Below are 26,622 nucleotides of genomic sequence, written 5' to 3' on the forward strand. Positions count from 1 at the left end.
TGAGCTTAAGCAGTATCTTTTTTTTGAGTATAAATAGCACGACAATTAATATTTATATTATTGTTTTTATTGAGTTAAATGGTGAATTAATCAGTATCATCGGTATCGGATATAACTGAATGAAAGTTTCGTAGCGATATATAATCTGTGATCCATAATTCATTTCCTACTTTTGAACATTGCTGAATAGTAAAAACCTTATATTATGAACTCAAAAGAAAGCGCTTTCTTGAAACCAATTATCATTCTAAGGACTACGTGATGCACAAGAAAACTTTACTCGCTTCACTCGCTGCTGGGGCTCTATTCGCAATTTCAGTACAAGCTGCCGATATTAAGCAGGGAGGAACGTTAACAGTTCCAATCATTAATACAGGCTTTGTAGAGAACTTTAACCCGTATACGACTAAGGATTTGTTACACGGTGTAATGTTTGAGCCGTTACTTGTGTTTAACAACATGACAGGTAAAACAGATTACCGTTTGGCTGAGTCTGCCGTGTATTCTGATGATCTAAAAACGCTGACACTTACTTTACGTCCTGATCTTAAATGGTCTGACGGAACTAAGTTAACGGCTGAAGATGTGGCATTTAGTTTCATGCTAACAAAGGATGCTCCTGCATTTGACCAAAAAGGTATTTGGTCAGCGAAGAACCTTCAGACAATTGAAGCCGCAGATGATCGCACTGTCGTCTTTAACCTGAATGAAGCGGATTCTACCTTTGTATGGAACCTTGAGCGCTACCATATCGTACCTAAGCATGTTTGGTCGAAAGTGTCTGACGTAACAACGTTCATGAACCTTAACCCTGTTGGCAGCGGCCCTATGACGGCAGTTAAATACATCAAGCCGCAACAGATGGAACTGTGTCGAAACCCTAATTACTACCTTGAAGGTCGTCCATACTTGGATTGTGTTAACTTCCGTTCTTATAACGATAACTCACAAATCCAACCAGCCTTGATCAAAGGTGAGATCGATTGGGGTTCAAACTTTATCGCCGATGTTGAATCAACATTTGTTGAAAAAGATAAAGCCAATAACCACTTCTGGTACCCAGCGAATGATGCAATTCACCTTTATGTGAATACTAAAGAAGCACCATTTGATGACCTACGTGTTCGCCAAGCCCTTTCAATGGCACTAGATCGTGAAGCGATCGTTGATATTGCCGCTTATGGTTACCCAACACCAAACTTCAATGCGGGTGGTATTGGTGAGTTATATGAGACTCATATTGATAAAAAAATAAGCAATAAGTACGCGTACTTAACTCAATATGATGCAAAGAAAGCGAAGTCACTATTAGATGCCGCAGGTCTTGTTGATAAAGATGGAGATGGTTTCCGAGATCAAAAAGATGGTTCAGCGCTAGAGTTTGATATCGAAGTAGTAAGTGGCTGGACTGATTGGATCCAAGTGGTTCAAATGGTGACAGAGTACTATGAAGAAGTGGGCGTGAAAGCGAACATTAAAACCGTAGATTGGTCTGTGTATGACAGCAACTTGAAAGACAGTAAATACAAAATGTCGATCAACTGGTCAATGGTTGCGACTAACCCGATTCTTGCATATCAAGAGTACTTCACAACATCTCGTATTGGTAAAACTTGGCACGCTGGTCACGGTGTAAACTCACCAAAAATCGATGCGCTGATTGAAAGCTTTGGTAAAACAGGTGATGTTCAGAAACAAGAAGAGATCCTAAGTGAACTACAAGAATTTACGGCAGAAAACTTACCGTTTATTCCATTGTTCTCTAACCCAACGTGGTTCCAATACAGCACACAGAAGATCGTTGGCTGGCCAAGTGAAAAAAATCCATATGTTCAACCAGTATGGTATGACGGTGGTAAGCGAGTCATTATTCTTAATAACTTGCACCTTAAGTAAATAATATGTAGTGGAGCTATAATCATGAATTATAGCTCCTAGGTTAAAAGATTTATTATGTCGTTTTTAGTTCGCCGTTTTGGTTTTTATTTTACAGCTTTCCTTATCGCTATCTCTTTCAACTTTATGTTGCCACGTTTAATGCCTGGCGATCCTGTGGATGCTCTTTTCGCTGCTGCACAAGGTCGTATGGATCCAGCTCAAATGGATGCAGTGCGAGAAATGTACGGATTCGTCGATGGGAATGTTTTTGAACAGTACATCGCTTATATCAAAAGTGTGTTTACTCTTGATCTTGGCCCTTCAATTTTAATGTTTCCTGTAAGCGTTACCGATGTATTAGCCATGGCACTGCCTTGGACAATGTTTCTCGCGTTAGGCTCATTAATTGTGGCATTGATTATTGGGGTAAGTATTGGTACTTACGCATCGTATAGACGTGAAGGTTTTTTTGGCCAAGTGGTACCGCCAGTGTTGGCCTTTATCAGTAACTTCCCTTACATAGTAACGGCTCTTTTACTGTTCTATTTCTTTGGTTTAAAACTTGAACTACTACCGTTGGCATATACGTATGACCCAGCGCTAGAGCCAGGGTTTACTTTCGAATTTATTGCCAGTGTCGCCAAGCATGCCATCCTTCCTGTGGGTTCAATGGTGGTGGTGGGTATTTCGACTTGGGTTTTCAATATGCGAAATGCCATGATTAACGTATTGGGAGAAGATTACGTCACCATGGCTGAAGCAAAGGGCCTGAGTAGTTTCCGAGTCATGTACCGTTATGCAGGTCGCAATGCCATATTGCCTGTTGCAACCGCTATTGCGATGGCGATTGGTTTCTCATTCGCTGGCTCCATTATGACCGAAGTCGTATTTAACTATCAGGGGTTGGGGAACATCTTGCTGAAAGGCATCGTGGCCCGAGATTATCCACTGATTCAAGCTATTCTTCTCATTTTAGTTTCTGCGGTTTTGACTGCTAACTTCATCGCCGACCTATTGTACGTTTGGCTCGATCCACGAATTTCTAACTAAGGTGCATCATGGATAATTTAATTGACGCTCAAAAATGTTCGAATCAGCCTCATATGCCTGTTCGTGAACCTAAGTTCTCATGGAAAAATATTAAGCAAATATTTGGTAAAGCGTACGCATTTTTCTACGGTAACCCACCCGCGATTATTGGTGGATTGTTACTCACCATTGTCCTAATGGGAGCCGTATTTGCACCTGTTTTAGCGACACATAACCCGGAAAAGCGTGTGGCAAGACCTCATATCGCGCCAAGTTCGGAGCACTTTCTAGGAAGTACCCGTAGCGGACGTGATGTTTATAGCCAAGTGTTATATGGAGCAAGAAAGTCACTTACTGTCGCAATATCGGCGGGTGTGATCGCAATGACTATCGCCGTGCTGGTTGGCGTTACATCAGGCTATTTAGGTGGGAAAATTGATGATCGTTTGAACTTCATTACAAACGTATTCTTAGTGTTTCCTCAATTGCCATTATTGATAGTCCTTGCTGCTTTCTTAGGGCAAGTCGGGTCGCTGGTGATAACCGTGTTGCTCGGGATAACCTCCTGGCCTTGGGGGGCAAGGGTAATACGTTCACAAACCATGGCGATTCGTAGTAAAGAGTTCATCATCTCTGCGGAAGTAATGGGTGAATCAAAGATTCGTATTATCTTGGTCGAAATTTTACCAAACCTTGTGTCAATCGTATTTGGTGGCTTCTTAGGTACCGTGATTTATGCCATGGGCTCAGAAGCAGGTTTAGGTATTTTAGGCTTAGGCGACGCAACAGAAGTAAGTTGGGGCTCGATGCTGTATTGGGCGCAAACGTCGTCATCTCTTTACACTGGCGCATGGTGGGAAATGCTGGTTCCTGCACTCGCACTTGCGATTACAGGCGGTGCTTTGGCATTGATTAATATGTCAATCGACCAAGTCAGTAACCCTAAACTACGTACAGGCCCACACATCAAACTGTGGCACAAACTGAAAAAAGAAGCTGACATTCGTCGAGGTTTAAGATGAGTAACGTATTAGAAATTAACAACCTTTGCGTTGATTATGTATCGCCTAATGGTGTTGCGCGAGCGGTAAACAACGTCAGTATTTCTATTGCTCCCGGTGAAACTCTGGGTATTGCAGGGGAGTCTGGCTGTGGAAAAAGTACCCTAGCATTTGCGATTGCACGTTTACACAAAGCACCAGCTTTAATCTCTGAGGGTGAAATCCTTTATAAAGGGATAGACATCTTAAAGATGAGTGACAAACAGTTACGCGACTTCCGTTGGAATGATGTCTCAGTGGTATTTCAAAGTGCCATGAACTCACTTAACCCAGTGATTTCGATTGGTGAACAGCTAACGGATGTGATTTTAGCCCACCGTAAGATCCCATACAAAGAAGCGCATGATCGTGGTGTTGAGTTACTCAATGTTGTCGGTATTCATGGCGACCGTATGTCGAGCTTTCCGCACCAATTGAGTGGTGGTATGCGCCAACGTGTGGTGATTGCTATTGCACTCGCATTAGAGCCAAAGCTGATCATTATGGATGAACCTACAACGGCTTTAGATGTGGTTGTTGAGCGTGAAATTTTGAATGAGCTATATGAGCTTAAAGAAAAATTTGGCTTCTCTATTCTGTTCATTAGCCATGACTTAAGTTTGATGGGTGAAATTGCCGATCGAATTGGAGTGATGTATGCAGGTAACTTAATTGAGTTAGGTGATGCAAAAACAGTGTTCAGCGAACCCAAACATCCTTACACCAAAGGGTTGATCTCTTCATTCCCAACCATTCATGGTCCAAAAGAGCGGTTATTTGGTATTCCTGGAAACCCTGTGAATCTACTTAATATACCGGAAGGGTGTAACTTCCAAGAGCGCTGCACGGAATGTGTTCAACTGTGTAGCAAGAGCGAACCAAGCTTGGGTGAGATTGCAAGCGGTCACCACGTATCTTGTCATTTAGTGTGAGGGAATGAAAATGGACACCACCAAAACAGTAGACAATACCAGCAATAAAGATGTGATTTTGTCGGTAAAAAACTTGGTTAAAGATTTTCCTCTTGGTCAATCAGTGAAAAGTAACCTGATGCGAGCGGTCAATGATGTGTCATTTGATCTACGTAAAGGTGAAGCACTGGCTATCGTAGGGGAGTCAGGCTCAGGAAAAAGTACTGGCGCACGGATTTTAACGCGAATCTACGATAAGACCGCTGGCGATATCCACTTTAAAGGCCAACCTCTTGCTGATTACATTGACGAGAATGGTGAGCTTGAGTACGCACGTCAGGTACAGATGATCTTCCAAGACCCGTTCGGCTCTCTTAATCCTGTACACACGATTTATCATCATATTGCTCGCCCACTGTTGATTCATAAGCGAGCAAAGAAAGAGGCGATTCCGCAATTAGTGTATGAGCTACTCGATATGGTTGGGCTTTCACCAGTAAAAGAGACGGCCGAAAAATATCCATTTGAGCTCAGTGGGGGTCAACGTCAACGCGTCGCAATTGCCCGTGCGATCGCGGTGAGCCCTGAAGTCATTCTAGCGGATGAGCCTATTTCGATGCTTGATGTGTCAGTGCGCTTAGGTATTTTGAATCTGATGTCAGATTTGAAAGATAAGCATGGCATCTCTTTTATGTATATCACTCACGATATTGCAACGGCACGATATTTTGCTGAAAAAACGGCCGTTATGTATGTCGGACATATGGTGGAGTGGGGAAGCAGCGACAATGTGACGCAAAATCCGCAACACCCTTATTCGCAACTATTGTTAGCCGCTGTTCCTGAAGTTGGGAATGCTGGTAAGCGCGAATTGAATGTGAAAAAAGGTGATATACCGATGTGGAAGCCAAGCAGTATTGGTTGTCCTTTTGCAACGCGTTGTCCTAAAGCGACGGAGCAGTGTACCCAAACTATTCCAGAGCCAACAAAAATTGCAGATGATCACTACGCGCGTTGTCATCACCTATAACGCTGGTGGTCTTATTTAAAAAAGCACAAAAGAAAGCGCTTTCATAATAAATTTAAACTTTTAGAATATTTGAATTATCAGTCGGTTTATAAAAACACGTTAATCCGTGGTAATTTGAATATTCAGATATCGGAATCTGAATAATGAAACACGATTACCCTTTACAGCCTGAAGTGGAAGGTCAGTTTGTTGATCTGCTAGGCGAACGTTACTACAAAATATCTAATGTTGATCAAATGGCACCGTTTTTTATTAGCGTTGTTTCTTCGAGCGATCACTGGTTATTCATCTCTTCAACTGGCAGCTTGTCTGCGGGACGTATTCGTCCGGAGAATGCACTCTTTCCATATAAGTCAGTCGATCACATTCATGAGAGTGCTGAAAACACGGGCTCAAAAACCATCTTCCGCATTCAAGATGAAAACAAAGTTGCACTGTGGGAACCGTTTAATGTTCATCATGATGGATTATATGAGGTAGAGCGCCACCTGTATAAAAATGCGATTGGCGATAAGCTTGTATTTGAAGAACTCAATCATAGCTTACAGTTGAAGTTTCAATACAGCTGGAACACCAGTGAGAAGTTTGGTTTTGTTCGTCGCTCTGAGCTGACAGATTTGTCTGGGGCGTCACGAAAAGTGGATGTTCTTGATGGTCTACAGAACCTTTTACCATCGGGAGCTCCGCTTAGTGCATTACAAACTCGTAGCGCATTAGTGGATGCATACAAATGGAATGAGCAGGTAGAAGGTAGCTCATTAGCGCTGTTCAGTATGTACGCGAAATTAAGTGATCGTGCCGACCCTGCTGAGTCACTGCTAGCAACAACGGTCTTTAGCTTAGATCATGATTGTAGCCAAATTCTTTTGACCAGTACGCAGTTAAATACATTCCGTAGAGGTGGGGAGATCCGTAACGAACCGCTAACGAAAGGAATTCGTGGCAGCTACCTTATCCATAAATCAATCAACCTAAAAGCCAATCAAAACAACACGTGGTCGATTGTCGCGGATATTGATAAAAGTCACGCAGATGTTTGTGATTTACAAAAAGTGCTATTAGCACCGGCAACGTTAGCAATCGAGCTAGAACAGAGTATCGCAGGGAACCAACAAGAGTTAGTTAACCTGATGTCTGGTGCTGATGCGTGGCAGTTAACCGCAGATGAAAATACCAGTGTTCATCATTACGCAAATGTACTCTTTAATAATATGCGTGGTGGCGTGTTTGAAAATGGTTACATGCTTGAAAAAGCCGATGTAATCAAAACAATGCGTCGTGCAAATCAGCAAGTGTTCAGTCGTCATCAAGACTTCTTCGCACAGTTATCTGAAACGTTTACTCATGCCGAATTAGTGTCCCATGCAAAAGCAATTGGAGATGAACAGCTAGTCCGTTTGAGCTACGAATATTTACCTCTTACTTTTGGTCGTCGTCATGGTGATCCAAGCCGCCCTTGGAACCATTACGAAATTAAACTTAAAGATGAATTTGGTGAGCGTTTACTCTCTTACCAAGGTAACTGGCGCGACATATTCCAAAACTGGGAAGCGATGGCCCTAAGTTATCCTGGGTTTATTAAATCGTTTATTTCTAAGTTCGTAAATGCTTCGACACTGGATGGTTATAACCCATATCGTATTACTAAAGATGGCGTGGATTGGGAATTACTAGAAGCCGATGACCCATGGAGCAATATCGGGTATTGGGGCGATCACCAGATCATCTACTTACTCAAGTTCTTAGAATTGGCAGACAAGTTCGAACAAAAGGATCTTCTGGAATTACTTGATAGTGATATTTTCAGCTACGCTAACGTGCCGTATGAATTGTGTGGTGTACAGGCGTTGTTTGAAAATCCAAAAGATACCGTTGATTTCAATCAAGAGAGACAAGAACTGACCGAGAAGCGAGTAGAAGAGATTGGTAGCGATGGTCGCTTGATCATGAGTGGCGATAACGAAGTCTACATGGTCAACTTGATGGAAAAAGTGCTGGTTCCACTGCTGGCAAAATTGAGCAATTTGGTGCTTGATGGCGGTATTTGGCTCAATACTCAGCGCCCAGAATGGAATGATGCGAACAACGCAATTGTCGGTAACGGTTTATCGATGGTGACACTATATTACATGCGTCGTTACGTGGCATTTATGCAAAAACTACTTGAGCAGGCACCTAAATCATTCTCTATCTCAAAAGAAGTGTTTGAGTGGATGCTAGCAGTAACGAATACTTTGTCTGATGCCGCGAAAGAGATCCGCCAAGACACGGTCACTCGCCAAACGCGTAAAGCGATGCTTACTCTGCTAGAAAAATCGGCGGATGAATATCGTCAAAAAGTCTACCGAATGAACGGGTTCTCAGGAAAAACAAAAGTAGAACGATCTGCGATTGAGAAACTAATGACAGTGAGTTTGCAGGTGCTTGATTCAAGTACTCAAAATAACTTACGCCAAGATGGTCTGTACAATGCTTATAACATTTTAAGCTGCTCGGCTGAAAGTCTGACCGTTGAAGAGTTGTACCCGATGCTTGAAGGACAGGTTGCTGTTCTAAGTTCGGGCGTATTATCTCCAAATCAAGCGGTTGATCTGTTAGACAAACTGTTTGCTAGCGATATGTACCGCTCGGATCAGAATAGTTTCATGCTCTATCCAGATCGTGACCTATCTTCATTCATGCAGAAAAATAGAGTGCCGAAAGAGGCGATTGAGCAAAGTAAACTTCTTCGCATGATGACTCGCACAAGTGATAAGCGCATCTTAGCTCAAGATAGCCAAGGTAATTATCACTTCAATGCGAGTTTCGAAAATAGCAGTTATTTGAAAGCCGCGCTAAATGAAGTCAAACTCGATTTCCCTACCATAAATGCTGATGAGTGGACGAACATTGAAGAGTTGTATGAACAAGTCTTCAACCACAAGGCATTTACAGGTCGCTCTGGAACCATGTTTGGCTATGAAGGATTAGGATGTATTTACTGGCATATGGTGTCAAAACTTCTGCTTGCAGTACAAGAGAACTACCAACAAGCGTGGGAGCTAGATCCGAATAGCATGGTTACTGCTAAGCTTGCTGATTATTACTATAAAGTACGAGCTGGTATTGGTTTTAACAAAACACCACAAAATTATGGCGCATTCCCAACAGACCCGTATTCACATACTCCAAAACATTCTGGCGCTCAGCAGCCAGGTATGACAGGACAAGTGAAAGAAGAAGTGATGACTCGTTTTGGTGAGTTGGGTATTGAAGTGATAAATGGCTCAATCGCGATTAAACCATCGCTTCTCGCTCGTCGTGAGTTTTTGGACAAGCCGTTTACATTTAATTGTCAGACACTGGCTGGTGATGCACAAAGTTTTGTTGTGAAAGCGAATGAATTAGCCTTCACTTATTGCCAAGTGCCATTTATCTACCAAGTGAATGAACAAAATGCCGAAGAGATAGAGGTGCATTTTGCAGATGGATCTCAGCAAAAACTGGACTCTTTATTGATTCCTGCTGAACTGAGTTCTGAGTTATTTGAGCGTTCAGATAAAATCAGTAAAGTAGTTGTGTCTATTCCAAATACGATGCTCCGTCAAAAATAGAGTGAGGTAAACTTATCCTTACTTAACACTTTGAGTTAAAAAAGGGTCCTAAGATAATACTTAGGACCCTTTTTATTTGTTCATTTTTGTCTTTGCTTTCGTCTTATTTTTTCAATCCACTAATATGATGTTGATGGCAATGATCGAGTTGTGAATTATTTTTGATTAACGGAATCTCGAATGACCAGTTCAGGTGTTAGTTTGTGCTTCAGTGGGTAAGTCTGCTTATTGATAAGAGAAAGAACACCTTTAGCCGCTTCTACTCCCATTTCATGAACAGGGAAGTTAACCGTTGTTAGGCGTGGTCGAATATGTTGACTATGAGTGTCGTTATCAAACCCAACCACCGCAATGTCCTCTCCAATTTTCAAGTGGCGCTCGGACGCAACGTCATACACAGCTAATGCAATATTATCGTTCTGGCAAAAGATGGCGCTGATCTCCGGATCTCTATCTAATAAGCGACGAGCAGCTTCATGGTTCCCTTGATGATCAAAACGACCTTCAACAATTAAGCTTGCATCATAACGGATAGAAAATTCAGACAAGGCATTTCTATAACCCTGTAGGCGATCTCGGCTATCTACTTTACTCATTTGACCAGTAATACAGGCAACTTTGGTGTGGCCATGTTCAAGTAGATGTTTCGTTGCCAAATATCCACCCAGTTCATTATCAATGTAAATACAGCGATCTGAAATTTCAGGTATATAGCGGTTGAGGATAATCGTACTTTCACTTTTTTGAGCAATTTGGATCAGTTCATCATCGGTGAGTTGGTCGGAGTGAATGATCAATCCATCCACTTGTTTTGACTGTAGGAATCGAATTGAATCTAACTCTTTCGTTTTTGATTCTTGTCCACTTGTCACTATCAAATGAATATTGCTTTTTCGAACCGTATCTTCAGCCATGTGCATTAAAGGGCCATAGAAAGGGCCATCCAAAGAGCCCACAAGCATACCAACGCTATTTGAGCGACTCGAAGCCAACGCTTGTGCAAACGCATTAGGTTTATAGCCAAGCTGTTCGATCGCATCGAATACTTTTTTTCGATTGGCTTCTTTTACTGTTGGATGCTCATTTAACGCTCTGGAGACAGTGGATTGAGAAACTTGAGCCAGTTCAGAGACTTCTTTAATGGTGATCAATGGGAATGCCCTTATATCCTGCAAGGAGTGAAACTAAGCCTATGTTACCTTCGAGACTAGAAAGAGCATAGTGATCTGATGATCATTCTACAAAAATTCTGAACTGGGTAACGCTTAACGATGATTGTGCGCTTCAGTAACATAAAGTAAACCTATTTGACTGAGCGAAATGTGATCCACACATAAAGAAAGCGCTTGCTTGGTGTGTTTGGTCACATTTTGCTCTAAATCGTAGCTATAGAATAATTGCTAATGATAACTTACTGGTATTTAAACACTAGTTTAATATGTGGTGCTTATTTTTTATCAGTTTTTTCATTGTTTATAAATGTATATCTAACAAATTAAAGAAAGCGCTTTCTTTTGTTGGGTTCAACAAAATATATAAAAATATGATGAAGGACATATCTACATGAGAGAAAAAAAATGGAAGTTTAACAAAACTTTAGCCATGACGGCGTTAACTATTGCACTTTCAGGTTGTAGTGATGACAGCCTTGAAGATGGCTCATCGCCAAACATCCCCTTTAACGGCAAGTAATCCCGAGTACATAGAAAGTAGCGCTGGCGTAAATGGCCAGTGCTCACGTATCTCGCTTGAACGTCGACCTAATTCGGTTGATGTAACAATTCATTAAAAAAACGATGATGAAATTATGATGAATAAATTATCTTTAAAAGTTTTCTTTCTAGCTGGACTTTCGATGTTACTTGTTGCGTGCGGAAGTGATAGCAATAGTAATGATAGTGATGGACAAAATGATTCTGATGGAAACACAGTACTTTCCGCACAGCCTGCACCAGTAGGGGATTTCCCTACAACGAAAAATGGTCAGGTATTACTAGGAAATCCAGACTACCCAGCCATTTCATACGGTGCATTTAGAACAACAGAGCGTACTGAAGCGAATGTTCCAACTGTCGCTGAAATAAAAGAAGATCTACGACTTATGGAAGCGATGGGCTTCAAATTACTACGCACGTATAACACTCAAGGTTTTAGTGATACCGCCAATTTACTTATTGCGATTGATGAGTTAATGGATGAAGACGAAACGTTTGAAATGTACGTGATGCTTGGTATTTGGATTGATGCATTGAATTCATGGACTGATCAAACACCAGATCCAACCCAGAATAATCCGGCGAACTACCTTGAAGTGGCTAAAGCCGTGGAGATGGTAAATGATTACCCAGAGATTATTAAAGTGCTTGCCGTCGGTAATGAAGCGATGGTGCATTGGGCGGGTTATCACGTTACACCAACAATCATTCTCGAACATGTGAACACACTGCAAGAGAAAAAAGCTCAGGGTGAAATTCCAGCAGATGTATGGGTAACAAGTTCAGATAATTTCGCGTCATGGTCAGGACTAGGGGATTATGATCATCCCGATCTTGCTGCTTTAGTTCAAGCTGTTGATTACGTGTCTCTCCACTCTTACCCTTTCCACGATACTCATTACGCCAACGCCTTTTGGTTAGTGCCTGAAAGTGAGCAAGGCTTAAGTCTTCTTGAGCAAGTTGATGCCGCGATGTTACGTGCCAAAGAGAACCTGTTGTCACAAATAAAACCCGCTCAAGATTATCTAGCCAGCCAAGGCGTAGTAAAACAAATTCACATTGGTGAAACTGGTTGGGCGTCAGAAACTAACGTTATGTATGGTGATGAGGGTTCTAAGGCCGCAGACGAATATAAGCAAAAAGCGTTTAATGATTTAATGCGAGCATGGTCTGATGAATTTGGCGCATCGTTATTCTTCTTCCAAGCGTTTGATGAGCCGTGGAAAGGCGATGCTGACAACACGGGTGATTCTGAAAAACACTTCGGCTTAATTGATATTAACGGCAATGCAAAATTTGCGATCTGGGATCAAGTGGATGCGGGAGCATTTCATGGGTTAACTCGTGCTGGGCTAGAAATTGTGAAAAGCCAAGGCGGTTTAGAGCAAACGGTGCTAGACAGTGTTCACGCTCCGAACCCTAAACCCGTTACTGGTGAGCCACCTGTTGGTAATGACTTTAATGTATTCGTCGATGGGAACTTACGAGCTGGCTTAGAAGCCGTTGCTTGGGAAGATACAGCTTTCCTTGAAGAAGTGGAGGGTGTATTGACATTAACGACACCACCTACGGCAGGTGTAGCTAAAGGTTGGGGCTGGGGGGCTGGCTTAGTCTTATCAGGTCAAGCGGGTGATAACCTCGTTGGTTTCGAAAATGGAACTCTCAATTTTGATATCAGAGGAACCACATCTTCAAAGGTTGTGATTGGATTCCAAACCGGTTTATATGGAAACGATGCGCGTCCACAAACCAATAATGGCGTAACGTTTAATCAAGATGACCGCTTAATCACTAACGAGTGGGTAAGTCATTCTATTCCGGTGTCAGAGCTGATGAATGGAAGCCCGGACTTTACCGATGTGACCTCTTTACTGTATTTCAGCGGAACTACAGATATTGATGGCGGTATCGTAGACGTTCGTAATGTGGTTTATCAAAAGTAATCAATGTGACTAAATCAATGGCAGTGGCTCTCACTGCCATTATCTATATCTGCATAAAAAACTGAATCAGTGGATGATGTCAATGCTCTCTATTTTATGTTCAAAAAAAATTTGGCTTATAGTCAGTGCTTCCTTTTTATTTACCGCTCCAGCCTTTGCTGGTTGGGAAGTGCAATGGATCGATAAATTTGATGGCGACGGGGTGAACTGGGACAACTGGACCGCACAAACAAAAGCCAATTATAACAATGAAGTACAATGTTATACCGATGATGATTTTTCAGATGCTCGGAATTACGATGTATCGGATGGCACACTAAAAATTATTGCTCGTAAGAAAACTCAGAATTGCGCCACGCTTGGTGGGCAACAAAAAGCGTGGACGTCTGGTCGTTTAAATTCAAAAGATAAGCAAGAATTTCAATATGGTCGAATTGAATCAAGGATCCGTTTTCATAATTTAGAAGCGGGATCTTGGCCTGCATTTTGGTTGCTGGAAAATCGAATTGCGCAGCAGCCAAACAAAGGTGATAACGATTTTTCTCATTGGCCAAGCGCAGGATCGGGAGAGATTGATGTATGGGAGTGGTTTTCGAATCAGCCTAGTTCTTACATCACCAACTTTTTTAATACATCCGGTTGTGGCAGTGAATATCGCTACACATACCCAAATGGTGCTCAGGATGTGCTTGATTGGCATAGCTACGCCATGGAGTGGAGTGTTAACAAGATCGATTTCTTTATCGATGAGCATTTGGTTGTTAGCCAAGATTTAAGGAGTTGTACTCAGTATCAAGAGCCGATGTTTGCACTGCTTAATGTCGCAATGGGCGGGATGTTAGGAGGAGTGATTGATCCCAATTTGCAACAGGTTACTATGGAAGTGGATTATATTGCGCACTGCAAAGTGACGTCCATAAATGACGAACAATACTGCAATGAATCTACGAGTGTTGCCGATGGTAGCAGTGATGACACCGGAGGCGATACGTCAACACCGAGTAATGCAGGAAGTTCGGCTGGGAGCAGTTCGATATGGATGATTATCAGCTTGTTATTGATGAATACTTGGCGCAGACGAGACGGCTTTTCTGGACGTAAAGGTTAGACATGAATCGATGAGTGTTACTTTCTGTAGCGCATTTTCCAATTCATGTGAGTGCGTATTATTTATTTGAATATGTGAACCCCAAAAAGAAAGCGCTTTCTTTTTATGATCGCCATCGCTTTTTCATTGAACATGTTTATATAAGCTTAACTACCTTTACTCAAGGGCTGTAGGTTCATATCTTGCCCTTACATGGATTTTCACAATTAGATTTTCTGAAATATAAGATAGCGCTTTCTTTTGTGGTTTATAGATAAAAGAGCGCTAAAGAGAATAATAACAAGGAGTTGTAATGCGATATTTACCCAATCAATCCACCGCTGTTCTAAGTTCCATTGCCACATTAGTGTTGCTTTCAGGTTGTGCTAGTACCGACGATGCTGTGGATGGAAATACCGATCTTGTCCAAACTCAAAAGCCCGTCAGTCTAGTTGAAATGCCTGTTGTACCAAGCAGTGATTGGCAATTAGTTTGGCAGGATGAGTTTGAAGGTGACACGATTAATAAACGAAACTGGTCATTAGAAGAAAATTGTTGGGGTGGGGGCAACAACGAGCAGCAGTGTTACACCAAAAGAGCTGATAACGCATTCGTACAAGATGGATTCCTTCATATTGTCGCTAAGAAACAGAGTTTTACTGGGCCTGATAACCCGGAAGGTAAAGCGGGTGGGGCGACCAAAACCCTCCCTTATACCTCGGCAAGGTTACGCACACTGAATAAACGAGACAGTAAATATGGTCGTTTTGAAATAAGAGCGAAGCTGCCATCTGGTCAAGGAACCTGGCCTGCGATTTGGATGCTACCCACAGAAAATAAATATGGCACTTGGGCCGCATCTGGTGAAATCGATATCATGGAAGCGGTGAATTTAAAAACGCAGTCTGATGCACCAGGAGCAAAATCGGGTGATTTAGAAAACCGCGTTTATGGCAGTTTGCACTATGGAAAAAAATGGCCAGACAATGTGTATAGCGGTCAAGGAGCATCGTTACCTAATGGGATTAACCCTGCCGATGATTTCCATACTTATGCTATAGAGTGGGAAGAGGGAGAGATTCGGTGGTATGTCGATAATATTCATTACGCCACTCAAACCCAAGAAGGTTGGTACAGTCAATATGAGGCAGAAGAGGGCGTACTCTCCAATGCAAAAGGTGCCGCTCCGTTCGATGAGAAATTCCATTTATTACTTAACCTAGCAGTAGGTGGCTCGTGGTCAGCTAATGCAAACAGCAAAGGTATTGATCCGGATTCATTTCCAAAAACCATGCTTGTTGATTCCGTAAAAGTATATCGTTGTAAAAATGACCGTTGGAAAGGGAAAGGCTGTGCAGGACGTTCTGATCAAGCTGCACTCGTGAAAGGCCATCAAGCTCCTGAAATTTTAGCAATGGATGATAGTTACGCTGATGGTCCTGTGCTAAATATTTTTACAGATAGTTTAAATAGCAGCTTAGCTTACGCAAGTTATGATCCTCTTGATATTGTCGAGCACCAAGAAGTAGAAGAGGCCGATAGAGGGACTGTACTTGAGATCACTAAGAAAAATGGTGGTGGTAATGTCTATTTCCGCTCGCCAGTAACGGATGTTACACACTGGAAAACAACAGGCGTTTTAGTTTTTGATTTGAAAGTCGAAAACATGGGTGAAGGTACTGAGCTACTGGTTAAAATGGACAGTGGCTGGCCGAAAACGAGTGATGTCACCGTGCCATTACCCGCTGTTGGCCAATGGGGTGAAGTGCGTATTGCTATAGCCGATATTCTAGATAGTGACAATCGTTTTGCTGGTGGTAATCAAGCCGATCCTGCTGCTATTAGCAACTTATTGGTGCTAGAGCCACAAGGTGCGATGACGTTTAAGCTGGATAATATTCGTTTTGAAAAACCGTAAAGCATAGGTTGAAACGTTTAGATTAACGAATAAAAAATGCCGCGAAAAGCGGCATTTTTTATGATTATTAATGGACTGAATTTTGTCTGGTTTCTTAGTTATCGGCCTCTTCATACTGCTTCATTGCTTGAATGAAAGTTGCTCTCACACCCGAAATGGCTAGTCGTTCAGACTCTTCAACATAAGCAAGGGCCGTTGAGAAGTTTCCTGATTTCACCGCGTTTTCCACGAGTTCAGTATAAACATTCTCCTCACTTTCTGCGGTTTGATGGGGTGTCGCTAAGGCGTCTTTCTTCGTGACGGTGTCATTTATTCGTTCTTCTCTTAACTCTTCAGACGCAGGGGTAGCAAGCGCTTCGAAGTTGAAAGTAAAAGAAACATTGCCAATGGCTGAGTGCGGAATTGAGTAATCGGTGTTGTGCGCGATATTGGCTTGTATATCTCCTGAACGCATAGCCATATCACTTGGTTCACCAACTGGAGACTCAGTCTCTATTGCTTCTTTTGTTGTAAACACCACTAAGTAAGCGGGTGATTTTCCATTTTTGTAACGCTGATTTAATTCAATGTCTCCTGTGTATCGAGCACTGTTTAATAGACCTTGCGCTTGATAGTGAATTGATTGTTCGTCAATGACATCTAAAGGTTGGTATTGATCGTCAAGAACGAGTATTGAAGGCACAAAAGCTGAGGTCGTTATATTGGAATGAACAGAAAAAGAGATAGGGGTAAGCGATGCAGGCAACTGAATACCTTCGACAAATGAACGACCAGATTTGAACACCACTTTAGGACTCGTGAGTGCGATGCTGAGTCGATGTTCACCATTTCGCGTGACGGGTTGGTAATGAATGGTATTTAATTGAGAGCAGCAATGATCATCACTTTTTAGTTCTTCTACACCGGGAGCGGTGACGTAAAAGCGCGCAGGTGAATTTGTGGTTGTTGTACAAGCTGAAAGCGCAAGTATTGCTGGTACTATGATTACATTTTTCATGAGTCCTCACGTTTATTGTCGCAACTGTATGTCGTTATTAATAGATAATATAAGAAAGCGCTTTCAATTTAAGTGACGAAAGGCTAATTATGATTAACTTATCTATAGTGGCTCTGGTTTGCTCTTCTCCAGTGATTAGGAGTTGATGTAAAATCTAAACGTAGCCTAGTCGTGTCCATCATTTTTACGGATTATGAGTGGTTCTCCTGTGTTTTAGAGTTGTTTACTCAGCTTTTTGTATTGTAATGTTAATGTTGGTGTGGCGTTGTATATTGGGTGGGTAAAAAAGAATATTAAATAATTACCTTTTATAACAGTAATTTAATTTATTTATCGTTGATAGAATTAAATTTTCCTGTGTATAAAAGTCGATAGTTAAGGAGTTAGATAGTAAAAGATAGTCAGTGGTTCTTATGGTCAGCCTTCCACTTATTCAGTGAGTCTTTAAATTCGAGGTAAGCGAGTTTAAAGCATTTTTATAGAGAATATGTCCTTTTAAGTTTCACAACCCAAGTGAATAACAAGGTAAATACCGACTTGATTTTATAGTTAAAGTTTAAAATGTGACTCATAACCATGAAAGCGCTTTCTTTGGTGTGAAGGATCACAGTTTTCTATCCTTTGATCGATTTATACTTCGTTTGTACTAATTAAACAGCCAATACCAACAATTTTAGTAAGTGCAGGGCAGTGAAAACTTCTTTCCTCACTTTTAGCTAATCAGAGAGATTGGTTTTTTTATAAATATAAAAGAAAGCGCTTTCTTTTGAAGGCAAAATTTGGACATGGAGTTAATATGAAACTTTCTAAGCTTACCCTTGCTTGTTTGGTCGCAACAGCCGGTTTATCTGCTGCCCCTGCTGTTTATGCTGAAAAATCAGATGGATTTGAATTTCACGGTTATTTCCGTGCCGGTGTTCTTTACAGCAAAAATGATGATTACAAACGTGCAAAATTCCCTGCATCAAAAGAGCGTCTAGGTCGCTTAGGTCTTGAATCAGATAGTCACTTTGAGCTTGCGTTACAAAAAAACTTTGAAAATGATGATGGACAAAAAATTCGCATTAAAACTCGTGTAGGTGCTGATAATACGCAATCGGGTGGCAACAACCAATTGGGTGCAAATGCTGATGCGGCAAACAGCAGCATTGGTATGGTAGAGACCTTTGCAGAATTCGATGGTGTGACAGACACTGGCACTTTATGGGGTGGTAAACGTTTTTACGGTAAAGACAACTACATCTTTATGACTGACTTTTTCTATACTGATATGTCTGGTACAGGTGTAGGTATTGAAGGTATTGAACTTGGCGGCAATAAGTGGGATTTCGCTTATATCGCAAGTGATAACGCCGATGATACGTCATTCTGGGGTGATTCAAACAATATCATGCACTCTGTTCATGTCGGCGTAGATTTTGACGGCGTAGAATTACATGCCATGGGTAAATATTTACCAGATAACTACGTTGATAATGGTGGCACCGCAACAAAATACGCGAGTAACGGTTTTGAAATGACGGCTATCGTGCATCAAGAATCATTCTTTGGCTTATCAGATAAGGGTTTCACTAAATATATTGCGCAAGCTGGTCAAGGTTTAGGTTCAGGTCAACTGCTTGGTGGTACGTTAACAACGTACAACGCCTACAAACCAGGCAATGGCGCATTAGAAAGCCCGAGCAACATGAAGAAAGTTGAAAGTGGTGATGTATCAGCCCGTGCACTTGTATGGGGTGGCTACTTCTTCGAAAATGGTGTGAGTATCTTCCACTCGATTCAAGGTCAATATAACGACATGGATAATGGCGGCAAAGATAGTTGGGCATCAGCGATGATCCGTCCTTCATTCCCTGTCGCTAAGAACTTCTTTATTGCGACTGAAGCGGGTTACCAATACAACAAGTGGGAAGATTCAAACGGTGTTGGTGATGATCAAACTAACTACAAGTTAACGATTGCACCAACGGTTATCGTTCCTACAGGGATGGGACCTGCTCCAGAGATTCGTTTCTTAGCCACTTACCTAGACGGTTCGGATCGTGATAAGGCTGACCTACTGGTTGGTATTCAAACAGATATGTGGTGGTAATCACCATTTTAGTCAGGTAATGGGAGAGATTGCCTTTAAGCATGCCTGTCGGGGGCGATGGCATGCTTAGCCAAACATGTAAATCGGACGACTTATAAGTTTGGTATTCTAATTCGCAATAGGTAAGCACTTAACAGTGCCGTGGCATAAGGCTTATTTATATTGCAGTGAGATTTAAAGAGATACAATTTATTTAGCCTGTCTAGCTTCAGGTTAAAGTCGACAAAGTCTCTTGAGATACTCATAAGCCGCTTCAGTTGAAGCGGCTTTTTTGTTCGCATTTTGTACCGTTACATTTGGTATTGCTACATTATGAATTTCTGTTTTATTAATACTCTTTGTCTAACCTGTTTCGGTATTTGAAGAGCATTGAATCTGAGGTTTTTTATGACGACAACGTTTTGCACTCCCTATTATGCTCAGTGGCCTAAAATACAATCAGCGATTAAAGTCGACAACACAATCGAGCAAGCTGTACGCAATATTGTTGAACAGATGACTCTGGAAGAAAAAATAGGTCAAATGATCCAACCGGAGCTGCGTGATATTACCCCTCAAGAGGTAGAGCTATACAAAATTGGATCCATTCTGAATGGTGGTGGATCTTGGCCAAATGGTAATAAGCGAGCCATGGCGAAAGAGTGGATCAGTTCAGCTGATGGCTATTGGCATGCAGCGGAAACTGCATTTGAGAATAGACCATTTCGCATTCCATTTATGTGGGCAACGGATGCTGTCCATGGCCACAATAACGCTTTTTGCTCAACCGTCTTCCCGCATAACATTGGCTTAGGCTGCGCGAGAGATACAGAGCTAATTTATAGGATTGGACGAGTTACTGCGTTAGAAATTGCCGCAACAGGATTGGACTGGACCTTTGCTCCTACTGTGGCGACGCCAAGAGATTTACGTTGGGGGAGGGTATACGAGGGGTATTCGGAAGATCCGGAAGTTGTTTTTGCCTATGCTGGTGAAATGGTAAAAGGGTTACAAGGAAATGCCGACGAGTTGAAAGATGAATATCACGTTATATCGAATGTGAAGCATTGGCTTGGTGATGGTGGAACGGCAACTGGCGTAGATCGTGGAGTGAATAATTACAGTGAAGATTTGATGCGTAATATCCATGCTATGGGCTACTTTAGCGGATTAGACGCAGGGGCTCAGGTGGTGATGTCATCGTTTAATAGTTGGGCTGATCCGAGTAATTATGATCACTCTCCAGACACTGAGGGCAATTACAATAATAAAATTCACGGTAGTAAGTATTTACTAACGGGTGTGCTTAAACAGGCAATGGGATTTGATGGGTTAATCGTTACAGATTGGCATGGCCACGCAGAAGTGAGCAAATGCTCAGATGGTAATGCGAGTTACGCGATTAATGCGGGTAACGATGTTTTGATGATCCCAACGCGTAAACACTGGCAAGCCGTGTATCACAGAACCCGAAAAGATGTGCTTAACGGAACCATCGATATTAGTCGAATCAACGATGCGGTGACGCGTATTTTAAGAGTGAAAATGCGTGCTGGATTATGGGGTAAACCGTGTCCTTCAGCAAGAAAGTTGGCTGGGGAACAGCATATTTTAGGTGCTCCGCAACACCGTGAAGTGGCGCGAGAAGCTGTCCGAAAATCATTAGTATTACTTAAAAATAATAATCGCATTTTGCCATTAAAGCGTGATCAACAGATTATTCTAACAGGCAGTGCCGCGAATGATTTACAAAAGCAGTCTGGTGGTTGGAACTTAACCTGGCAAGGAGATGAAAACGGCTTAGATGATTTTCCAGGTGCTACGACAGTAAAAATGGCATTGGAGGCGGAGTTAGGTGCAGAACAGATTTGTTATGACCCAGATCTCAACACACAGTGGCAGGAGGGTGATATCGCTATAGTGGCTTTCGGTGAAGATCCTTATGCTGAAATGATGGGTGACATTAAAGCGTGGCAAACCTTAGAGTTTCGAACCTTAAAGCGCAGTTACGCGGCAGATTGTGAAAAAATAAAGCAACTTCATCAGCAAGGCGTAAAGGTTATCTCGTTATTCTTTAGTGGTCGCCCGCTTTATGTGAATCAAGAAATTGCCCTCTCTGAGTCTTTCATTGCCGCCTTCTTACCAGGAAGTGAAGGTAAAGGTATCACCGATGTTTTGGTTGAAAACAAGCAAGGTGAACCGCAATTTGATTTTACTGGACGACTATCATTTAGTTGGCCGAACAAGAAGCGAAGCACGTCGGTGCATCGTTTTCCTACTCATATCCCTAATTACCAATTACCAGAGTTTGAACAAGATCCACAAGGAGAGCATGCCCCCCTTTTCGAATATGGCTACGGACTAAACTATCGTGATACACCGCAAGTACGAGATCTTGATAACCTTGATATAGAAGAGGAGTCTGATCAGCGCCAGCAGTATGCGACACTGCCTATTCATCTCTACGGGGTGAATGCGACCATTGGTGATTATCAGTTGAAGGTCGCGGATTCGGCTCACTGGACAGGGGTTGATGTGTCGAGAAATAACAGCTTGTCACTCTGCGAGATCAGAACAAAACCTTACAATTACCAGCAGCAACAGGACGCGGTAGAATTGCAGTGTTGTGGGGAAGGGTTAAGCGTTGTTTATGTTCAAACAAGCGATGGACAGGTGATGGATTACAGCCAATACCAAGCGGGGACACTTCAGTTTGAATTAAAAGTGAGCGGTAAAGCGACAAAGCCCGTTTACATTGGCGTCCAAAAACCAGCGTTTGCCAGCCAATTACATGATCATACCAAGTTTGATATCAGCCATTTCTGCTCTGAGATTCGAGATGAGTTTGTAACCGTTTCAATTCCTTGTGAATTTTTCCATAAGAATGGTGTTCCGATAGCGCATTTAGATACGCCATTTGTTCTTTTCTCTGAAGGGGCACTCTCTATTGTTCTCGCTAATATCTGTTGGAACCCTAGTTAAGAGCGGTAGATGAGATTAGACGTTCACCATATAGTGAATAGTAAGAGCCGCTAGATTGCCGATCTAGCGACTTTTAAATTCAGATTTTCTGTTATTTCAACAATGCGCTGAGAACTTGAAACACACCTGCTTCACGGTTACTTGGCGCGCTGAATCGGGCGTGTTTTTTTACGCCTTCATGTGCATTTTCCATCGCATAAGAGTGGTAACTTGCTTGCAGCATTTGAACATCGTTGAAGTAGTCGCCAAAGCTCATCGTCTCTTCATAACTAAAACCTAACTCGTTTTGTAGGTGTTTAATTGCAGCGCCTTTTGATGCTGCTGAATTCATCACATCCAGCCAAATTTTTGCACTGATCACGACTTGTTGGCTGTCACCAAACTTCTCATTGATCAGAGGATGGACGTGTTCAGCAGAACCATCAAAATGACAAATTGCCACTTTAACAAATTCATCTTCGATAGATAGAAGGTCATCAACGATTTCACAGCGATGGTAATACTTACAGATTTCAGCGCGCGCTTTTGAGTCTTGTGTTTCAATATAAGCGGACTTCTTACCACAAAGTACAATGTGGGCACCTTCAACGAGTCGAGCTTGTTTGAGGATCTCGTGAATGATCTCTTTCTCGATGGTGCAGCTATAAAGTTCCTTACCCTGATGCATCACTAATGTGCCATTTTCAGCAATAAACATCATGCGATCTTTCAGTGGTGCGAACGTTTCCATTAGGCTGTAATACTGACGACCAGATGCCGCCGCAAAGATAATATTATTTTGCTCTAATTGCTGATAAAGCGGGAAAAAGTCCGGATTTAATTGGCTATTTTCATCAAGTAAAGTGCCGTCCATATCGGCAGCAATGAATTTAATCGTAGTCTGTGGCATTGAGATTCTCATAAAGCTAAATTTGGTTGGCAATTGATGTCGATGGAGGAATTTAAAAACATTCGATCTCTCGTCTATAGTTGAACTAATGATATAGGCGAGCATATTGCTAAAGTGCGCGTATCTTAGCGTTTGTCGCTGTAATTTTCACCATAAATAGCTCACTTATATCTCGTGAGTCCATTTAATAACCAAAGATTCTAACTAAAAACAAGAGCTAACCTTTTAACTTAAAAACCTGACCCAATATCTTGGTATGTCAGCTTCAAAATAGAAAAGGAAAATAGAATGGCTAATGAATACATACCACCTAAAATCTGGGTAAATGATTCAAGTGGCGGTAATAAATGGGCGAACATAAACAGCCCAGTATCAGGTGCAAGGCATGATCAAGATTTACCTGTAGGGAAGCATGCTTTGCAGCTTTACTCTCTTGGTACACCTAATGGTCAAAAAGTTACGATTCTATTAGAAGAGTTGTTAGCACTCGGAATTACTGAGGTGGAATACGATGCCTATCTGATCAATATTGGCGAAGGTGATCAGTTTTCATCTGGCTTTGTGGATGTTAATCCAAACTCAAAAATTCCAGCACTACTGGATAAATCAGGCGATGAAGACGTTAATGTATTCGAATCTGCATCTATCCTTGTTCATCTGGCTGAGAAGTTTGGCCATTTCTTGCCAAAAGAGGGCAGTGCGAGAACCCAAGTGTTTAATTGGTTGTTTTGGGTTCAAGGTTCAGCTCCGCTATTAGGTGGTGGTTTTGGTCATTTTTATTCTTACGCCGATGAAAAGTTAGAGTACCCAATCAATCGCTTTTCAATGGAAGTGAAGCGTCAATTAGATGTGCTAGACAAGCAACTGGCTAAAACTACTTATGTTGCGGGTGAAGAGTACAGTATTGCTGATATGGGGATTTGGCCGTGGTATGGCAACTTGGTATTGGGCAATATTTATGATGCGGCTGAGTTCTTACAAGTAGACTCTTATACTAACGTTGTTCGTTGGGCGAAAATGCTTGAGAAGAGAGAAGGCGTACAGCGCGGACGCACCATTAATCGCTCTTGGGGCGAAGAGTGGGAGCAAGTGCCAGAGCGTCATAGTGCTGAAGATATAGATAAAGTACTAGCCCTGCGCTCTTAAACTGACGGCTGGTAAAAGAGTAATGAAAAGATGTGCTACCGAATTGGAAGCACATCTTCACTTTAAAATGCTATTAAAATCTCATCGACAATATGTTTACGACAGTGCAGTGACTAACGCTTTACCAACACCATGAGCACTAGTTGGGTTTTGGCCCGTAATTATTCGGTCATCTACGATCACTAGTTCATGCCAAGGTTGCACTTTACTGAAGCGAACCGCTTTACGAGAAAGTGACTCTTCAAGCAGGAATGGGATGTCATCAATCGTACCAAAATCGATCTCTTCTTCACGTGTGAATCCCGTTACCGATTTAGAGGCAAGTAGGCTGTCACCATTACTCAATGTAATTGGAAGTAATGCTGCTGGGCCATGACATACAGCAGCGATGATGCCATCACTCTCGTAATGTTTCGCTGCCAGTTGAGCAAAACTCACATTCGTTGCAAGGTCTGACAACAACCCAAAACCACCAGGGTAGAAAACAGCGTCGTAGTCATCAATATTGATTTGCGATACAGGAATGCTGTTATTGATACGATTCTGGAAATCATCATCCGATAATACCGCACTGTTTATCTGATCGCCTTTGATATCAGTACCGTAGAGTGGCGCTTTTCCACCTTCAATTGACGCGATATCGTATTCAAAGCCAGCAGCCGTCAGCTCGTGAATGACGTGAGTGATCTCCGGTGAATAAGTACCGTTAGCTTGGTCTGTTTCGCCTAGAGTGGCATGGTTCGTCACTGGAATTAGAATCTTTTTCATTATGGCTTCCTTGAATGCTTTGAGTTCGAAAAAGATATTAATTCAAAACCATCTGGCTGATAATACCGATAATTGGCAAAATATTATTGCTATATAGCAAAGATGAGTGGAATGAACAATTTTGATGGGATTATTGAATTCGTCGCGGTGGCTGAAAGTCATGGCTTCTCAGCGGCTGCGAAACAGTTAGGTTGCAGTACCAGTCACGTTAGCCGACAAGTGTCTCGGTTAGAAGAAAGGCTCGGAACCGTTTTACTTGCTCGTTCAACTCGGTTAGTGAATTTAACCGAAGCAGGTCAATTGTATTACCAACAATGCAGAGAACTGGTCACCGGGCTACAACAAGCGAATGAAGGCTTAAACTCACAGCAAGTGACGTTAAGTGGTACTTTGCGTGTCAGCGCTGCGGGTGCATTTGCAGAAGATCATGTCGCCCCTGCTTTAATGGAGTTTGCTAAGTCGTATCCAGAGCTTACCATCGAAATGGATTTTAATTCTCGCATGGTTAACTTCATTGAAGATGGTATTGATTTCGCTATTCGTTATGGTGTCCTAAAAGATTCAGGTTTAGTTGCTAGAAAGCTGGTGGATCGCCCGATGGCCGCGGTCGCGAGTCAAGAATATCTCACTCATTATGGTGAACCCACTCACCCTAGCCAACTGAAACAACATAGCTGCATTATTGCCAATAACGATCACTGGCTTTTTGAAAACGATGGCAACACTATTAACATGCGTGTCCATGGTCGTTGGAAAAGTAATAACTCTAACGCAGTGGTCTCTGCTTGTGAGCGAGGGCTAGGGGTTGCGTATATGCCGAAAAGCAGCCTAGCGAAAGGGTTAGAGTCAGGTTCGCTTGTTCCAATACTTCAAGACTTTTGGGGCAAAGGAAGCAGCAGTTGGATCGTATATCAAAATCAACGTTTTCTTCCTGTGCGTGCTCGCTTGGCAATAGATTACTTGATTAATCATTTCCGACAGATTACGTAGAGCTAACACCGCCATAAACATCAATAGTTAAACTACGCTCTTTTTCGTAGGTTTTAGGCGTTAAGCCAATTTGTTTCTTTAAGTAGCGGATGAGGTGAGGTTGGTCGCTGAAACCAAACCGAAATGCAATTTCGACCCAATCGATGTCATCAGAATCGTGTTGGTAAAGCACGCGAGTGGCAATCCCCTGACCTCGTTCTAACTCAGCTACAATCATCCCCAAGTCAGCATATTGAGTCTGGTGTTCATCAAATAGACGACATTCACCCGTTGCTAATAACCAACCATCCTTCCAATACCCCCAAAGCTCTTCTCGTGTGATTAGATTACTGAAGTACTCAGACAACCATTGCGCAGGAGCACCAATATTACTAACGGCAAATTCATCGAACTCAGATAGTTGATCCTGACTTGCAAGAGTTAACTCTAAACCTGTTGATCCTTCAGAAACCAATGGCGCAACTTGCTGATACATTAGCGCATTTACTTTAAATGAAGATGAGTTATCTAAGCAAAGCGATAAATAGTGAGGTTCGGCGGTACTCACAAATGCACCTTTAATGGAACCGACCACTGCGCTGTTTTGCTCAGCAATCAAAGTAAACAGTTCTCTGGCCTACCAGTAGAAATTAGAA

18 protein-coding genes and 1 pseudogene are annotated in these 26,622 nt (G+C 42.1%); 14 read left to right on the forward strand and 5 right to left on the reverse strand.

Translation table 11 applies throughout. From position 1 onward, the window contains the following. The first annotated feature begins 261 nt into the window (after positions 1-261). From F0249_RS01980 to F0249_RS02005, 6 genes are all read left to right on the forward strand, one after another. Positions 262-1,896, forward strand: a complete 1,635-nt coding sequence (locus F0249_RS01980) for an ABC transporter substrate-binding protein (protein ID WP_171755687.1) — start codon at positions 262-264, stop codon at positions 1,894-1,896. A gap of 57 nt (positions 1,897-1,953) precedes the next feature. Next, positions 1,954-2,928, forward strand: a complete 975-nt coding sequence (locus F0249_RS01985) for an ABC transporter permease (protein ID WP_017052031.1) — start codon at positions 1,954-1,956, stop codon at positions 2,926-2,928. Positions 2,929-2,936: 8 nt separating this feature from the next. Then, the gene (locus F0249_RS01990; RefSeq protein WP_171755688.1) at positions 2,937-3,929 is read left to right on the forward strand and encodes an ABC transporter permease; all 993 of its coding nucleotides are present in this window, start codon (positions 2,937-2,939) and stop codon (positions 3,927-3,929) included. Next, the gene (locus F0249_RS01995; RefSeq protein ID WP_171755689.1) at positions 3,926-4,879 is read left to right on the forward strand and encodes an ABC transporter ATP-binding protein; all 954 of its coding nucleotides are present in this window, start codon (positions 3,926-3,928) and stop codon (positions 4,877-4,879) included. Before F0249_RS01990 ends, F0249_RS01995 begins: the two co-directional genes overlap by 4 nt. A gap of 10 nt (positions 4,880-4,889) precedes the next feature. Beyond that, positions 4,890-5,888 (forward strand): ABC transporter ATP-binding protein, encoded by a 999-nt coding sequence (locus tag F0249_RS02000; RefSeq protein ID WP_171755690.1) that lies wholly within the window; start codon positions 4,890-4,892, stop codon positions 5,886-5,888. A gap of 143 nt (positions 5,889-6,031) precedes the next feature. Then, positions 6,032-9,481: a hypothetical protein gene (locus F0249_RS02005; protein WP_171755691.1), complete on the forward strand. Its 3,450-nt coding sequence runs from the start codon at positions 6,032-6,034 to the stop codon at positions 9,479-9,481. Positions 9,482-9,636: 155 nt separating this feature from the next. Here the strand turns inward: F0249_RS02005 and F0249_RS02010 are convergent, their stop codons facing one another. Beyond that, a complete protein-coding gene (locus F0249_RS02010) occupies positions 9,637-10,632 on the reverse strand; it encodes a LacI family DNA-binding transcriptional regulator (protein WP_113797119.1) in 996 nt (331 codons plus the stop codon). Between the two features lie 412 nt (positions 10,633-11,044). Between F0249_RS02010 and F0249_RS20325 the strand changes: the two genes are divergently transcribed. The 4 genes from F0249_RS20325 to F0249_RS02025 all read left to right on the forward strand — a co-directional run bounded on the left by F0249_RS20325 (position 11,045) and on the right by F0249_RS02025 (position 16,144). After that, positions 11,045-11,173 (forward strand): hypothetical protein, encoded by a 129-nt coding sequence (locus F0249_RS20325; protein WP_301337533.1) that lies wholly within the window; start codon positions 11,045-11,047, stop codon positions 11,171-11,173. A gap of 115 nt (positions 11,174-11,288) precedes the next feature. Further along, positions 11,289-13,139, forward strand: a complete 1,851-nt coding sequence (locus F0249_RS02015; RefSeq protein WP_171755692.1) for a hypothetical protein — start codon at positions 11,289-11,291, stop codon at positions 13,137-13,139. 82 nt (positions 13,140-13,221) lie between these two features. Then, the gene (locus F0249_RS02020) at positions 13,222-14,247 is read left to right on the forward strand and encodes a family 16 glycosylhydrolase (RefSeq protein WP_253825269.1); all 1,026 of its coding nucleotides are present in this window, start codon (positions 13,222-13,224) and stop codon (positions 14,245-14,247) included. Between the two features lie 292 nt (positions 14,248-14,539). Continuing rightward, positions 14,540-16,144, forward strand: a complete 1,605-nt coding sequence (locus F0249_RS02025; protein WP_171755694.1) for a glycoside hydrolase family 16 protein — start codon at positions 14,540-14,542, stop codon at positions 16,142-16,144. 94 nt (positions 16,145-16,238) lie between these two features. On the opposite strand, the gene F0249_RS02030 is transcribed toward F0249_RS02025, so the two are convergent. Further along, entirely contained in the window at positions 16,239-17,141 is a 903-nt protein-coding gene (locus F0249_RS02030) for a MalM family protein (protein ID WP_171755695.1), read from the reverse strand. Between the two features lie 796 nt (positions 17,142-17,937). Between F0249_RS02030 and F0249_RS02035 the strand changes: the two genes are divergently transcribed. Both F0249_RS02035 and F0249_RS02040 read left to right on the forward strand, forming a co-directional pair. Continuing rightward, positions 17,938-19,233, forward strand: a complete 1,296-nt coding sequence (locus tag F0249_RS02035) for a carbohydrate porin (protein WP_113797109.1) — start codon at positions 17,938-17,940, stop codon at positions 19,231-19,233. Between the two features lie 387 nt (positions 19,234-19,620). Continuing rightward, on the forward strand, positions 19,621-22,194 hold the full coding sequence (locus F0249_RS02040; RefSeq protein WP_171755696.1) for a glycoside hydrolase family 3 protein: 2,574 nt from the start codon (positions 19,621-19,623) through the stop codon (positions 22,192-22,194). A 91-nt stretch (positions 22,195-22,285) separates the two neighbouring features. Here the strand turns inward: F0249_RS02040 and F0249_RS02045 are convergent, their stop codons facing one another. After that, on the reverse strand, positions 22,286-23,083 hold the full coding sequence (locus tag F0249_RS02045) for a Cof-type HAD-IIB family hydrolase (protein ID WP_171755697.1): 798 nt from the start codon (positions 23,081-23,083) through the stop codon (positions 22,286-22,288). Positions 23,084-23,371: 288 nt separating this feature from the next. Between F0249_RS02045 and yghU the strand changes: the two genes are divergently transcribed. Continuing rightward, positions 23,372-24,229, forward strand: a complete 858-nt coding sequence (gene yghU, locus F0249_RS02050; protein WP_171755698.1) for a glutathione-dependent disulfide-bond oxidoreductase — start codon at positions 23,372-23,374, stop codon at positions 24,227-24,229. A 96-nt stretch (positions 24,230-24,325) separates the two neighbouring features. Here yghU and F0249_RS02055 read toward each other — a convergent pair whose 3' ends face one another. Further along, entirely contained in the window at positions 24,326-24,997 is a 672-nt protein-coding gene (locus F0249_RS02055) for a type 1 glutamine amidotransferase domain-containing protein (RefSeq protein ID WP_171755699.1), read from the reverse strand. 111 nt (positions 24,998-25,108) lie between these two features. Here F0249_RS02055 and F0249_RS02060 point away from each other — a divergent pair, with 111 nt between their 5' ends. Beyond that, positions 25,109-25,987, forward strand: a complete 879-nt coding sequence (locus F0249_RS02060) for a LysR family transcriptional regulator (protein ID WP_171755700.1) — start codon at positions 25,109-25,111, stop codon at positions 25,985-25,987. On the opposite strand, the pseudogene F0249_RS02065 reads toward F0249_RS02060, so the two are convergent. Continuing rightward, positions 25,980-26,594 (reverse strand): annotated as a pseudogene (locus F0249_RS02065) (hypothetical protein); the annotation flags it as partial. The gene F0249_RS02060 and the pseudogene F0249_RS02065 sit on opposite strands and share 8 nt — an antisense overlap. Between the last annotated feature and the right edge of the window lie 28 nt (positions 26,595-26,622).

The organism is Vibrio sp. 03-59-1, assembly GCF_013114135.1.
Taxonomy (GTDB): Bacteria; Pseudomonadota; Gammaproteobacteria; order Enterobacterales; family Vibrionaceae; genus Vibrio; species Vibrio cortegadensis.

What these genes read in the sequence shown, in the direction of transcription:
- F0249_RS02060 (WP_171755700.1), top strand. Translation starts at nt 25,109, where the DNA reads ATGAACAATTTTGATGGGATTATTGAATTCGTCGCGGTGGCTGAAAGT.
- F0249_RS01990 (WP_171755688.1), top strand. Translation starts at nt 2,937, where the DNA reads ATGGATAATTTAATTGACGCTCAAAAATGTTCGAATCAGCCTCATATG.
- F0249_RS02020 (WP_253825269.1), top strand. Translation starts at nt 13,222, where the DNA reads ATGCTCTCTATTTTATGTTCAAAAAAAATTTGGCTTATAGTCAGTGCT.
- yghU (WP_171755698.1), top strand. Translation starts at nt 23,372, where the DNA reads ATGGCTAATGAATACATACCACCTAAAATCTGGGTAAATGATTCAAGT.
- F0249_RS01985 (WP_017052031.1), top strand. Translation starts at nt 1,954, where the DNA reads ATGTCGTTTTTAGTTCGCCGTTTTGGTTTTTATTTTACAGCTTTCCTT.
- F0249_RS02005 (WP_171755691.1), top strand. Translation starts at nt 6,032, where the DNA reads ATGAAACACGATTACCCTTTACAGCCTGAAGTGGAAGGTCAGTTTGTT.
- F0249_RS02040 (WP_171755696.1), top strand. Translation starts at nt 19,621, where the DNA reads ATGACGACAACGTTTTGCACTCCCTATTATGCTCAGTGGCCTAAAATA.
- F0249_RS02055 (WP_171755699.1), bottom strand. Translation starts at nt 24,997, where the DNA reads ATGAAAAAGATTCTAATTCCAGTGACGAACCATGCCACTCTAGGCGAA.
- F0249_RS20325 (WP_301337533.1), top strand. Translation starts at nt 11,045, where the DNA reads ATGAGAGAAAAAAAATGGAAGTTTAACAAAACTTTAGCCATGACGGCG.
- F0249_RS02035 (WP_113797109.1), top strand. Translation starts at nt 17,938, where the DNA reads ATGAAACTTTCTAAGCTTACCCTTGCTTGTTTGGTCGCAACAGCCGGT.
- F0249_RS02000 (WP_171755690.1), top strand. Translation starts at nt 4,890, where the DNA reads ATGGACACCACCAAAACAGTAGACAATACCAGCAATAAAGATGTGATT.
- F0249_RS02025 (WP_171755694.1), top strand. Translation starts at nt 14,540, where the DNA reads ATGCGATATTTACCCAATCAATCCACCGCTGTTCTAAGTTCCATTGCC.
- F0249_RS02015 (WP_171755692.1), top strand. Translation starts at nt 11,289, where the DNA reads ATGATGAATAAATTATCTTTAAAAGTTTTCTTTCTAGCTGGACTTTCG.
- F0249_RS01995 (WP_171755689.1), top strand. Translation starts at nt 3,926, where the DNA reads ATGAGTAACGTATTAGAAATTAACAACCTTTGCGTTGATTATGTATCG.
- F0249_RS01980 (WP_171755687.1), top strand. Translation starts at nt 262, where the DNA reads ATGCACAAGAAAACTTTACTCGCTTCACTCGCTGCTGGGGCTCTATTC.
- F0249_RS02030 (WP_171755695.1), bottom strand. Translation starts at nt 17,141, where the DNA reads ATGAAAAATGTAATCATAGTACCAGCAATACTTGCGCTTTCAGCTTGT.
- F0249_RS02045 (WP_171755697.1), bottom strand. Translation starts at nt 23,083, where the DNA reads ATGCCACAGACTACGATTAAATTCATTGCTGCCGATATGGACGGCACT.